This is a genomic window from Pantoea sp. LMR881, from assembly GCF_027157825.1.
GTDB lineage: Bacteria > Pseudomonadota > Gammaproteobacteria > Enterobacterales > Enterobacteriaceae > Pantoea > Pantoea haifensis.
On the sequence record NZ_JAPVOK010000005.1, the window covers coordinates 159171 to 171595 of the forward strand.

At 49.1% G+C, this 12425-nt stretch carries 11 protein-coding genes and 2 pseudogenes; 3 read left to right on the forward strand and 10 right to left on the reverse strand.

All coding sequences use genetic code 11. The features are described 5' to 3' along the window. Positions 1-290 precede the first annotated feature (290 nt). The 4 genes from O3W44_RS22790 to O3W44_RS22805 all read right to left on the reverse strand — a co-directional run bounded on the left by O3W44_RS22790 (position 291) and on the right by O3W44_RS22805 (position 2026). Positions 291-539 (reverse strand): hypothetical protein, encoded by a 249-nt coding sequence (locus tag O3W44_RS22790; protein WP_269294971.1) that lies wholly within the window; start codon positions 537-539, stop codon positions 291-293. A 618-nt stretch (positions 540-1157) separates the two neighbouring features. After that, the gene (locus O3W44_RS22795) at positions 1158-1373 is read right to left on the reverse strand and encodes a hypothetical protein (RefSeq protein WP_269294972.1); all 216 of its coding nucleotides are present in this window, start codon (positions 1371-1373) and stop codon (positions 1158-1160) included. A 33-nt stretch (positions 1374-1406) separates the two neighbouring features. Then, entirely contained in the window at positions 1407-1832 is a 426-nt protein-coding gene (locus tag O3W44_RS22800; RefSeq protein ID WP_269294973.1) for a hypothetical protein, read from the reverse strand. Continuing rightward, on the reverse strand, positions 1829-2026 hold the full coding sequence (locus O3W44_RS22805) for a hypothetical protein (RefSeq protein ID WP_269294974.1): 198 nt from the start codon (positions 2024-2026) through the stop codon (positions 1829-1831). The genes O3W44_RS22800 and O3W44_RS22805 overlap by 4 nt, the downstream gene beginning before the upstream one ends. Positions 2027-2093: 67 nt before the next feature. On the opposite strand from O3W44_RS22805, the gene O3W44_RS22810 reads away from it, so the two are divergent. Beyond that, on the forward strand, positions 2094-2273 hold the full coding sequence (locus O3W44_RS22810) for a hypothetical protein (RefSeq protein WP_269294975.1): 180 nt from the start codon (positions 2094-2096) through the stop codon (positions 2271-2273). A gap of 185 nt (positions 2274-2458) precedes the next feature. Here the strand turns inward: O3W44_RS22810 and O3W44_RS22815 are convergent, their stop codons facing one another. After that, on the reverse strand, positions 2459-2635 hold the full coding sequence (locus tag O3W44_RS22815; RefSeq protein WP_269294976.1) for a hypothetical protein: 177 nt from the start codon (positions 2633-2635) through the stop codon (positions 2459-2461). Positions 2636-2827: 192 nt separating this feature from the next. Here O3W44_RS22815 and umuD point away from each other — a divergent pair. Then, positions 2828-3273 (forward strand): annotated as a pseudogene (gene umuD, locus O3W44_RS22820) (translesion error-prone DNA polymerase V autoproteolytic subunit). After that, positions 3257-4508, forward strand: a pseudogene (umuC, locus tag O3W44_RS22825) (translesion error-prone DNA polymerase V subunit UmuC). The pseudogenes umuD and umuC overlap by 17 nt, the downstream one beginning before the upstream one ends. A 3426-nt stretch (positions 4509-7934) precedes the next feature. On the opposite strand, the gene O3W44_RS22830 reads toward umuC, so the two are convergent. From O3W44_RS22830 to O3W44_RS22850, 5 genes are all read right to left on the reverse strand, one after another. After that, on the reverse strand, positions 7935-8126 hold the full coding sequence (locus tag O3W44_RS22830; protein ID WP_269294977.1) for a hypothetical protein: 192 nt from the start codon (positions 8124-8126) through the stop codon (positions 7935-7937). A gap of 27 nt (positions 8127-8153) precedes the next feature. Beyond that, a complete protein-coding gene (locus tag O3W44_RS22835) occupies positions 8154-8309 on the reverse strand; it encodes a hypothetical protein (RefSeq protein ID WP_269294978.1) in 156 nt (51 codons plus the stop codon). A 2433-nt stretch (positions 8310-10742) separates the two neighbouring features. After that, the gene (locus O3W44_RS22840; RefSeq protein WP_269294979.1) at positions 10743-10997 is read right to left on the reverse strand and encodes a hypothetical protein; all 255 of its coding nucleotides are present in this window, start codon (positions 10995-10997) and stop codon (positions 10743-10745) included. 422 nt (positions 10998-11419) lie between these two features. After that, positions 11420-11548: a hypothetical protein gene (locus O3W44_RS22845; protein WP_269294980.1), complete on the reverse strand. Its 129-nt coding sequence runs from the start codon at positions 11546-11548 to the stop codon at positions 11420-11422. A 91-nt stretch (positions 11549-11639) separates the two neighbouring features. Next, positions 11640-11978, reverse strand: coding sequence for a hypothetical protein (locus O3W44_RS22850; RefSeq protein WP_269294981.1), 339 nt, complete (start codon positions 11976-11978; stop codon positions 11640-11642). Positions 11979-12425 lie beyond the last annotated feature (447 nt).

Here is a 12425-nt window from a genome sequence, read left to right on the forward strand (position 1 = left end):
GCGCCCGTCAGGTTTTGCGGCTTGCGGCCCTGATTTGTGGCGTACCAATCTGATCAGGCCCTACGAATCAATGCGATGGTTGTCGAGGCGAAATACTGGCGTTTCAGTGGCCTGTTAATATCCGCTACCGTCCCTTCCACCCGCTGCGCTGTGTTAAAACCGGTCAGAGTAATAGTCGATTTTGAGGCGGAAAATACCATGTGCCGTCGCGGATCTCGGTTGTGACAGCCGCCAGGGTGAAAGTAATTTGTCGCTCAGTGATTTCATAAGCCAGATGGTAGCCCATGCCATCAAAGACGATGGTAAGCGGGATAAAGCGGCTCTACCACCAGTTTAAACTGCGACACAAATTCATTAAGCACGTCTTCCGGGTTAACGTCTGAAAATGTGTCATAAACGGCATTCAACGCCACGTTGATACGCCCGCGTGAAGTCAAAAAGTCGCCGTATTTAGGTTTTGCCGCTTCCAGTTCGTCAGCCGTGACAAAATAAGTGCCGTAGAAACGTTCTGATCGACTGGTGCATAAAGCGGTGCCCATTCTGCCGCAAGGTTTTAAACTCGCGCCACAATGTTGACTCAATAGGGCGATCGGTACCTTTGAAGTGGATTTCATCAAGGCGCTGTTGTAGCAGCACTGGCAACGATGATCCGCTGCTTTCATTGATGTAAAAGAATCGCCCTAATTCGCTTTGATACGCGTTGTTAAATCTTCGCTATCCATTGAAAGAGCGATTTGCGATTAGCCGTTCGCTGTATCAGTGATAAAACGGCGCTTTCAAGTAACGATTGCATGGCATCAGCAAGGCCGGTCCACAGTTCGGACGTCTGCTTGCGGGGATTAATCGCTTTTAAACCAGTTCTCTTCCATGATTCGCCTCAGTACGTCAGAGTAATAGTGGAGTTAGTGACATCGAGATAAACGAAGTCATTCCAGCGCCACGGCATCAGATATACCCGTGATCGAGATATTGAACGAAGAAAGCAGTTCTGTTTCCTGACGATAGCCCAAATTTTATTGCGCGTTACGCGTGAATATTCGTCCGTATCATTCGTATCCGATCCCGCTGAATCACGGCCTGCATTACTTTCAAGCACGCTACGGATTTTGCGCTCCGCTTCTACGAGGTTAACCGTTTTTAACGCCGTGCCGGTCATGTCAGAGTAAAGGGTTTCTCGTTGGTCTGAACGTGCTTGAAGTTTTGTTTAACTCATTGGGCACGTTGGCCAATGCTGCAAGCATAGCCGCACCAATCTCATCCTGAGTCATTCCCGGTTTATGAGCACAAAGGAAAACCGTGTTGATGTTGGCGATTGATTTAAAACCGTCCTGTGCTTCCTGCTCCTTTTCTCCCCAGGCATTAATCCAACTCATGCCGGGAATGACAGTTTTAAGAAATGTTTATAATCACCCCCACACTACCTGTTCATCATAGGCAACGTAGTATTGCGCACGATTACAGGTTTCCTCCGTGGTTTCAAACCCGGCCCCGTTAGTAATCAGCGTATCCGTGACAACTTCAGCACTGTTGGCAAGCTCTGCATAGTCACCGCTTGGCGTCAGTGCTTGCCCCTGAACCAGAGTAATATCGCCATCACTTAACCAGACATCGATCAGGATGCTTTCGCCCTCCGCTGGCATCATGCCTGTTGATCCATCACCGAAGCGAATCCCGATTTGCTCCGTTGGCCGGAAAAACATCACATAATCTCGACTGGTCTTTTTGGACAAGCGAAACTGCGAATTGTATTTCCACAGAACGGGCTTGCCGCCCTCGGTAACGTAAACATCAATTTGCGCACATCGTGCGGTCAGTTCCTTAGAAAGCGTCACTGAAAGAAATTCAGTTTCGTTATCAACCGCCACGGTAATTCGCTGTTTCTCCTAACTGCTTCACTGAAACGCCGGTTCTCCACCTCGCCTGCCACCAGAGTGATCGGCTCCATAAGCATATAGGCATACTGCGCGTCGGAAATGAGCGTACTGTAGAGCGCCAGCGCAACTTCGCTGTCTGTTTTGTTGGACACTTTTGCCGTACCCACCGCTGGCGTGATAAGGCGCGCTACACCAGCCCTTATCTTCAGCGGCGGCAGAATGGATGATCGACGTGTTGCTGTACTGATAAAACCCTCTGTCAGTGCCTTTTGCGGCGGCTACCTGCGCTGCGTAAATAACCTGACTGCCCATCACGGCAAACATTTTGATGAACTGGCTGTTAACGAACCGCTGCCACCAGCTATTACCCAGCAGCAGGTTATTAAACTTTTCGTATAATTCCTGTGTAGTCATGCCTAACCTTTCTGTAAGCCGATGTTGTAGTCACCCCGGCAGGCCAATCTCCCAGGTAGTACAAATCCTTTTCTATTGCCTCGATCCTGATACCTGTTGTTGCACATCGGGAATGTCCCGCCTGATAGACGTCACTATGTCGTTTTCAATGGCCACCTCTGTGAAGGTATTCATTGGTTCATGTTTGTACTTCTGAAGCGGGTTTCCCCCACCCTGGCAGGCCATAAATGCTGCCTTCCGGCGTGTAGAAGCCACTCTTCTACCTTTGCCTGTTGCGCTTCGTTATCGCCTAGCTTCACGCTTACGCCTTCGCCGGTAACACGTAACAGGCTGTCTATCTCATTCATTGCCCACCCCTGTAGGGTTCAGTTAATGCGTGGCTAATCTATCGAAAGTGAGGAATCATCGACTGTCAGGCGAGGTTTTACAGGAGGGGCTACGATTTACTAATAGGCAAACAGACTCAGTATTTAACGTTTCGCTTGATTTAGATGGCGGCTCGCTATTACTGTATATAACAACAGTGGAACTTGGTTGAAATGAGCTTTGAGAAAAACGAGGCGTTACCGGATGACGCTGAAATACCGGGTTTTATTCGGTTAAAACCTAAAGGCTTTCCGTCGCCAGCAAATGACTATCATGAGTCAGGAATTGATTTGAACAAGTTGCTGGTCGGTAAGCTGTTTTCTACTACTTTTTAAAAGTCGAGAAGGGGATTCGATGGTAGATGCACACATTTACGATGGCGACTTGTTAATAGTCGATTCGTCGAAGATTGCAGAGCATGGAGACGTTGTAATCGCCGCTGTGGACGGAGAATACAAAGTGCGCAACCTTGTTAAGCATCCTCGCGTATCGCTGGTAGGCCATGAATCCCAAATACCCACCGATAGATATCACTGAAGCCACGCCATTACATATTTTTGGCGTTGTGACTTATATCATTTCACCCGCGCAGAGCCGTCGCTATGTTCGCCCTCTGTGATGTGAACTCATTTTACGCATCGTGTGAGACGGTTTTCGCCCGGACCTGTAGGGAAACCTGTAGTCGTAGCGTCCAACAACGACGGCTGCGTGATCGCAAGATCGGCTGAAGCTAAAAATTAGGCATACCAATGGGTGCGCCATTATTTAAGTGCGGCAATTTTTTTCAAACAGAACGGTGTTAACGTCTTCAGTTCAAACTATGCGCTTTATGCTGACATGAGCTTGAGAGTGATGACCATACTTGAGGAAATGGCACCTAAAACAGAGGTTTATAGCATTGATGAAAGTTGGCTTTATCTGAAAGGTATGGAAAGCCTGGTGTCATGGGAAGAGTACGGACGCGAAGTACGTGAAAGGGTTCAGCGTGAAGCACATTTAACTGTCGGTGTAGGCATATCGCAGACTAAGACCCTTGCTAAACTGGCTAATCACGCTGCAAAAAAATGGACTAAAACAGGTGGAGTTGTTGCGCTGACTGATCCCACACGCCAGCGCAAGTTCATGGCACTTGTCAAGGTATCGGGTGTTTGGGGCGTTGGTTCACGTATCATTAAACGACTTAATACAATGGGCATTAAAACGGCCCGCTGATCTGGCCTGTGCAAATACTGGCATGATACGGAAAAGGTTAACGTAGTGTTTGAGCGCACCGTTCGAGAGCTACGCGGCGAATCGTGTTTAGAACTGGAAGAAGTTGCTGCGACTAAGCAGCAAATCGTTTGCAGTCGCTCATATGGGAAAAAAAGTTACCGATAAAGAAGATGTGCGCCGGTCATTGTGCGCCTTTGCTGAACGCGCGGCGGAAAAGCTACGCGGTGAAGGCCAGTTTTGCAAGACGGTTACAATCTTCTTTCGTACCAGCGGATATGACACATACGGCGAATATTGTTCTAAACAAGGCGCAGCCAAATGTCAGATCCCACTAATGACACGCACGATATTATCAAGATGGCCACGGCGGTTTTCGATGAAATCTGGCAAAGGCCCCCAGCTGCTAAAGCAGGCATCATGTTCGGGATTTTTACAATAAGGGCGTAGCGCAGTTAGGTCTGTTCGGTGAAATCCAGCCCAAAGCCACAACGAAGCATTAATGCGCGTGGATGACGGGCTTAACCAGTCCAGCAAGGGTTCGCTCTGGTTTGCCGGTCAAGGCATTCAAAAACTTGCAGATGAAGCGTAAATGCTTTCACCAGCATATACGACTCGTTTTCTGATCTACCTGCTGTTAAGTGATTGCAATCAATAATTAATCCGTTCCATTGTACTTCCGTTACAGGCTTAGATTATGAAGGGACTATTTGAAATGAATTTGCGGATAGCTTTAGCAGCCACATGTTATTTCTGTATCTGGTTCTTTTATTTTCAGTCAATTCGATATTTGGTTTCGGTGAAAAAATTAGACCCGCGACTTTCACTGCTACAGCTTCCAACCGTCACCCTTCTTTTAACTTATATTTAGCTACAAGATGCAGGAACACCAAATCAGAAAAAGCGTTTGAGCACACATCGAAGTTTATTGAATATCTACAGAATATTTAGGCTAAACAAAATAATACATGCTTGCCTTTATAAATCGACCAAAAACTGGAAAATATGGATAAGAGCTTATATGACCAATTCTTGTCAGATGCAGCAGAAAGCATGACGCTAAGCCAGAAGTTCTTATGATGAGGCTTTGACTTTGCATGATAACTTTTTGCTTAGTCGGGTACATTTCAAAAAGAACCCAGAGTTTGAAAAAGCTCCGATCCTCAATAAATAGTTTTTTCGTTGAAGCAGAAATGTTTCCCGATCTATTTGGTGAATAAGAAAAGACAATTCCCAAAGGAATCTATTGAATTTTATCAAGCTGAATTCAAAAAAAAAGCTGGAAGCGCTACGCTTCAAGAAAAGAGATAAATTTAAAATGATTGCATTCAAAAAAATGTTTGCATATAGGGAAATAGTTAAAAAAGCAGCTAGGCGCGCTTATTGAATAATTGCTCAATGACGAATCCCCACATTTGGAATATCCTTTACGGCGATGGTTGCGCAGTTTCCGTGGTTTGTTCGGGTTTACGCTAGCCTCTTTCTTCTCAGGCTCTTTCTTCTCGACCGCCTTTGCAATACGTTCAAGAGGCTGGTTTGTTGCTCATCACTACCGCGCGTTTCCTTGTCGCGTGCAGCGACCGGCGCTATACCACCGGCAAAATCGTAACCGGCGCGCGCGTGGCGCGGTGGAGAATGAGTGATTACCTTACTGGTCAGTTCACCCGATTTATTACCCAGCGCGGAGGACACTGTATCGCTCGGGAAGATGAGCGGCGTATTCTGCGCATGACCGCCGCCCGTAAGACCCTGACACTAGCCCGGAAACAGTACCGCCCGCCTGGCTGGCCTGTCCACTGCATAGGGTTATCAATATCAATCCCCATGCTGGTCAGTGCGTTCTTACCAATTCCGCCCATCACATCAAGCGACTTGCCGCCAATGTCTTTCATCGTATCGACCACCGAAGCCAAACCAGCCTTGTCTCCCTCCGCTTCTTTAGGGTCCAGCGGGGCCGTTTTTCAGCCCTGTTGCCGGGTACACAACGCTGGTGGAAGTAACAAGATGGGGGTTGTTTGCTTCACTCCCAGCGGCACAACGTTATCGACAGGACGAGCAACACCCACCAGCGAAGCATCAGCAGTTTTTAATGCCTTCCGGCTCACTCTGGCCTGAACGCTATCAGTCTTAGCCGTTATGCTACTTCTCTCAGCTACTTTACCCGGTAATATCAGGATTCAGCGCCGCACGCTCCTGGCAGGCAGGCTTGTCACCAGTGGGTAGCGTTAGCCCTTTATCGGGCACCTGCACACGAAGACCTTCGACGTTGCCGAAAATCTTGCTAATTGCTCATCACTGTAATCCTGGGAATTCACCCAGCTTTTCTAGTGAGGTATCCCCGCCTTGCCGCCGTATTCTTTCGCGCCATCCACCAACTTATCGGTCATGGTATGGCGTTCGGGATTAGGCGCTGGTCAGTGCTCGCTAACGCCTTCAGCCCACTTGCCGTGCGCTGCTTGTTCTAGCTTTCAGCGTCTCAGGGTTAAACTGCCCTTCCATTTTCCTTTGCCGCTTTGTCGCGTCCCGATAGCATTTGCGAAATGAACTGATCTGTTACCTGCGGATTACCACCTCAACAGTAGAAATCTGACGGATCATTTTCGTCATCACTTCAGGATTATTGAGATCAGCGTCTCGTTATCCCTTACGCGGAGGTTTTTCGACAGCGTTGAAATATAGTTTTCTGTGTTGTTCTCACTTGCTGGCGCAAACTGCGTGATGATGTCGCGAACATTGGTCCGCTTTGATAATTAACCGCTTTGCTGGTGCCGTCAGCGTAGCTGCTTAATTGAGTTAGCCAGCCACGCATTCCCTCTTCCGGCGAGTCGTATTTAGCAAACGTCTGTTCACCTTTGGCGTTCGCCTCTTCCAGCGTGGCATCACTCTGGCATATTTAATGTTGCCGAAGTTGTTATTGCGGAAATTACGATTGCTGGCGTTAGCGCCGCCAATGTTCAGGTCATCACTGACTGTATTGGTCGTTGGCCGCCGTCGTGCAGATTTCTGTTGTCTCTGCGGTAGCTGGTTCGCCGGAATCGCCGCCTGTTACCGTGCCCTGTCTTTGATGGACTTATCCAGCTTGCTGATGGCGTCTGTGGTTTGCTTTGTGCCGTCGCGGATCGCATCAGATTTGTTTATCGCCGCTGGAAGAAAACGTCTTTAGCGTTGCTTACCGCCGCTATCAGTGACTTAACAATGTCGCCAGTGTCGAATGACAGCTTTTCCGCTACGCCATCCGAAGCCCAGCGCACTGCCCCTTAGCCAGCAATCCTGCCCCACCTGAAACCAGCCCGCCCATATTAATCACATTGGCCGCTGTATACTCGCTTTTTGCCTGCCGCTTACGTCCTGGTTTCTGTGTTGAATGCTGCTTTGGCCTTCCGTATCGTTATGGCCGTCGGCTGCATCATACCAGCACCAGCCGCCCGTACCAATGACCGGCACGGCAAGCGCAGTTTGGCGAACAACTTCTCTCCTCCTTTTTAATCGCTTCTTTTCGGCCTTCTGCACCTTCTTCGCCCGCTTTCGTTTCAACCTTTTGCGCAACTTGGTTTCTGCTGTTTGGCTTCAACCGGTTTGGCTTTTTGCCTTCTCTTCAACTAGCCTCAACCTCTTCCTGACTTCTCCCGCCAGTTAAGACGCTTTAATAGTTTGCTGCGCCCCCTGCTACGGTCGCCCCAATTGCGGTGGCCACTTTGGCCAATTACCGCCGCCTTTAACTTTTTTGGCGTCTTAGGCTTTTTGGTTTTCCTGGTGTGCCAGGCCTGCCTACATCCGGCAATGGCGAAGCCATCATCTGCACCGCCGCCGATAAGACGTTGCAGCGATTTCAGAATGGTTTTCCACCCAGCGCGGCAGCTTCGCCCGAAAGGATGCGCGAACCAGTGAGTTTACCAGGGCCCTTGCACCAATACATAGCCCCGGCTAATGCGCCAAAGAATCCCCTTCCCACCCCGACTTGCCGTGTTCACGGGTGTTTTCCTCAATCTCCTTTAGTTCTTCAATGATTGTGCGGTCGTTCTCCACCAGCGTTTGTTCTGGTCACGCACCATTGAAATAACGCTGCCGCCCTTACTCGCCCGATAGGCTTTTTGTGACTTCGTGCCACCCGCATCCGGCCATATCCGGGAAGCGAATAGGATCGCCTGACACTGTCAGCTTTTTCCGGCTTTGCGCTGTTTTGTTCCAATCGTTGAGGCTGACAACCTTTTCGCGCACGCCTTCACTCAGATCATAAAGTTCTTTTTCCTGCACTCCAATCACTTACTGCTGCCGTTCCGGCTACTTCAGTCAGATCATTGCCATTACTTTTTTATTGCAGAGGATGTCCACCCAGCTTTTAAACAGTGATTTGTTTTCTGCTTTTCGCGGCTCGTCGTCTGTTCGCTTTTCTTTTGAGGTAAAACGGCCATTGGCATCGCGCTGTGGCGTAGCAACACTGCTCACTATTGATTGCCAGCACGCCATTTGGCTGTATATTTGCATTATTTTGAGTGCGTTGCGATTGTGATTGAGTGATGACGAAAATGATTTTCGACATGATTCGTCTGCAGATAAATCCGTCGTGGCGGCATATCCGCCTGACTGTAATCGTTTTCAGACCGATTGAATGGATTTTGCAGTGATTTTTGCCGCATCTTTGCGGCAGATCCTCCGCGCACCAGAAGCATTGAATGTTTTGCCGATTTTTGGATGCGTTTGGATTGCGTTTACGCCATTGCTCGACTGATTTACTGGCCGCGGGCGTGCGCATGTTTGCAAAATGATTACGGCTTTCATCCGTTTGTGACTTAATGGGCGATAATTGCGATTATCCATCAAATGATTGTCATTGCCTGCATTTTCTACGCGACATGATTGCATTTAAATCGCCTTGTTTGATATCTGAAGATTTTCATTAGGCGTTGATTTAGCGCCGTTACGGGCGATTACCGCCCGATGAATATCGCCAAGCAAACCGAGTTCTTTGGTGCTCGTGCTCAAATAGCGTCAATGATTGCCAATGCGTCAAAACTTTGGTGCTGCTGTGGAAGTGCCGCGTAGCAATTACCGGCTGCGTTTTTAACATCTTTTCCAGATCTTCAATAATCTTGAGATGCGCCATTCAGGCAGTTGCTGAATATGCGATTGATTGATGTCCGTAAAACGAGGCTGTTAATCCAGCGTCATCCATGAGTCAAAGGAATGCGACTGGAAGTACTTGATAGCCCGAAGGGAAAGTACAGACGCGTGATCAGCGTTTGTCCCTCATGACAACATCAGGAGCAAGCATGAAGCGGGGCGTACAGCATCGGGTTTCCCGTCTTTGATAAACATTGGCAAACCGTGGCGTAACAGTTCCTGCATAGCACACGCTTGCCGCAAGGCATAAATTCGGTGTATTCCTCCATCGAATTCACCAGGCATAACGGTTTTCACCCGCTTGCTCAAAATCATCTGGTTCATTTTCAACTGTGTTTGCAGCACGATTTCAACAATACGAAGGTTTTAAGCTCGTTCCGGTAATGAGGGAATCTTTCGGCGGCATTCGCATCTGCATATGCTGTAACTGCTCCATGCTACGACCGTCCAGCGGCTTCAGAATCACTCAACCGCCTTCCCTGAACCGGGATCGACTACTTCCAGCGAACGGTGGCACCTGTAATAGCTCCAGTTCTGCATAAGATCAGCCATATCAAACTGATGCTGGTGAGTTGATTACAGTGGCCGCAGGTATAACTCAGCGTGCCCGTGCTTCATGCGGTGTTCATCCCAAATCAGTACAAAGCCGCGCGGCAATCTGAACGGTCCATAACGCACTGTCATGCTTTTCGCCTTCCTGCACCAGATTCCAGGTAGCGCGTGGTGAATTCTTCTTCCAGTTCTTCCGTCGGCATTGCCATATTCAAGCGATTCCTCAACGGTATGCCGCGCGAAAACGTAATTCGACATTGGGATTGGAAGGTAAGGGCAGCGGAGGAATGTACATAGTTGTTCTCAGAATTTAATAGTTAGAGACACGCTGCTGCTGATCGAACTGCCGACACTGCTTAACGCGTTACCGGCTCGCCACAGCACTTGTGGCAATGCCTTTGAGGAGAAAACAGTATCGGCGGAGGAATAAAAACAAAAGTCAGGGGATACGAGAAAAACTCACGCCAGACTGATCGTAACCACGCGTCGTTGAACCTCGCTCGGTGGAAACACTTTCATTTCCCGATCAATGGTTGGAGCCGTCGAAGCTATCCGGTAAGCGCGGATCGCCATTGAATAAAACGGCGGCGGGTTAAACGTGCCATCCAGTTAATAACGCGCTTTACGGGCATCAAACCATTTCGCGATTTTGCCGTCTGCGAGTCGCGAACGGTCAGCGTTACGGTTCCGGCGCTGAAATATGCGTTGGCTTATTGAACATCACGCCACCACCGATTTTCGACTCGGTTTCAGCCGTACCGGCACCACAAATAACGTCTTTGCCTGCCATGAAGAAGAGGTCGCTTAAGCCCATCAGCCTCAACAACAAATTGCCAGCCTTGTGCGTACTGAATTTACATGGCCATCTGCAAAATGGTTTCGCATAAGCCATGTCGCGATAGTGCCGCCTTGCCGTTAACCAGACCGCCGCTACCTCAGGAAAAGCACGCCGCCCAGCGCAGCATAACCTTCGCCTACAACGCGGGTAGCCGTGCTCTGTAGCTGGCTTGTGACATTGCTGGTTAACTGGCTGACAGTGGTAGAAACGAGAGCTTTTCCAACAACTGGATGATCAGGTCAAAATGCCATTATTTGCGTGATCAGCGAACCGCTGGAGCACCATTGCGCGATGTTGCCGCTCATATTTGCTTCAAGGTCGATTTTGCGCTGATAGAGGTTCGAGTCATCTGGGAAAGGCGCTTGCATCTACTTTATCGGCGCGATACTCATACGACGTTTACGCTCTGTATTGTTACTGGCGATAAGGATTTTCCAGGTAATCCACATGATCAGGGCGCGAATGGTTGCAGGCACAACCCATTTATCAGTAAATGGCCTGTCACTCAGGTTAACCAGATAAGTCAGGGTGAACGGATAATGCCTCGCTTCCTTGCCAAATCTAATCTCAATTGCCGTACCGAAATCATCGCTGTAAACCAACGCGCCGCGTTTGTCAGCCACGCCTACGGCGAAGAAGATAATCCTCCGGGTAAGGCAGGGCTACGCCTGCCTCTTTTCCGATACGGACGCGCCGGATCTATCGGCGCGATCTGTATGCAAACTTAGGCCTGCCTGAGCATGGATTCAAGCGTATTCTTTTCCCTCACAAGGAGCGGAGTAAAGTGACTTTTCACACCATCAAGAAGTTCATGCGGCGTCATTGATTGCGCATCCATACCAGTTATACGATTCGCAGGTTAGGCTTTACAACTTGCGTCATATCTTCAAGATGAAAGGTCCTGGCGTCCCGAGAACACCAGGCGAGTGACCGAGCGTGCGGGTTAACGCTGGCATCGCCGCTGTTAGATTCGGCTGCCTGCACCTTAACGGTCACATGCTTCGCCTGTTAATCACAATCTCACGCACAGCGGCAACACTTGCCGTCAATTGTTTCCTGAACACTGCATTGGCTCACCATTGTTCTTTTGCGCGCCGTACTGCGTCATGGTCAGACCGCCAGGAATGGTGTCTTCAGCCTGCTGGCGTGCCTGCTCACAGCCGCAACTGCGCATTTAGAAACAGGATAAATGCCTTCCTATAACCTTCAATCACGTTGCCCAATACTCCGCGCCCAGCAATTTCTCACCGGCTGCGATGTTCTGATCAAGACGTTTTTACAAAGCCCATATCGGCTTTGGCGTTGAAAAACCAGCCATTTAATACCTCAAATAAACATAAGCGGGATGTCGGGTTGTTTTGTGCTGACATACTGAAATACGAAAGTTTACAGTGTTTGTGTGAACATCGGTAAGCGTCTTGGGTGCGTCCAGTTCGAAAACTGACCGACTGAATAACGGCATCCATTGGCTTTATGCCTGCCGATATCCAGCACGACTGGCTTAGGACGCCGCCCGCCAGGTGGCACAAACTCTTTCGGTTCGGGCTTTCCATCTGCATGAGCGCCGAAATTGCATTGTTAACTTCGATTTTTGCGTCAATCATTGTTATGAAATGCAGGACAAGATTAGAATTGGGGTGGCTTGTAGCCTTCCCAAACCATCAGTGAGTTAACGAGCAGTTTAGACGTATTGGTGCTGGTGGCCTGAACGGCATTAACAAATGTAAGGCTGCCTTCAGCTGAACCGTGCCGTGTTTGTTTTCAAACGGTGAAACCCATATAACTTTCTCCAGTGATGCAGCACTGCCATCACCGATGTAGCCTAACCATTTGACCGTCTTCAACCGATGTGATGTATGCCTTCAGGAAGGCTCACGCCATCCGGCATTATTGCGCCACAAATCACACAACCCCTTAGCCACGCCGCCAGGGCGGCGGGCGGGAACCTACAGGCCGCGCTTTTTGCGGACCTTCATAGATTACGGAACGACATTTTGCGGACGCGGTATGCGGCGTAGGCGGTTCTTTTTCAGCGCAGCGCGCTGTTTAGC

Bases quoted from the DNA above. Each gene is read 5' to 3' on its own strand.
- O3W44_RS22815 (WP_269294976.1), bottom strand. From the start codon at position 2,635: ATGAATGAGATAGACAGCCTGTTACGTGTTACCGGCGAAGGCGTAAGC.
- O3W44_RS22850 (WP_269294981.1), bottom strand. From the start codon at position 11,978: ATGATTGACGCAAAAATCGAAGTTAACAATGCAATTTCGGCGCTCATG.
- O3W44_RS22795 (WP_269294972.1), bottom strand. From the start codon at position 1,373: ATGAGTTGGATTAATGCCTGGGGAGAAAAGGAGCAGGAAGCACAGGAC.
- O3W44_RS22845 (WP_269294980.1), bottom strand. From the start codon at position 11,548: ATGCGCAGTTGCGGCTGTGAGCAGGCACGCCAGCAGGCTGAAGACACC.
- O3W44_RS22790 (WP_269294971.1), bottom strand. From the start codon at position 539: ATGGGCACCGCTTTATGCACCAGTCGATCAGAACGTTTCTACGGCACT.
- O3W44_RS22810 (WP_269294975.1), top strand. From the start codon at position 2,094: ATGGATGATCGACGTGTTGCTGTACTGATAAAACCCTCTGTCAGTGCC.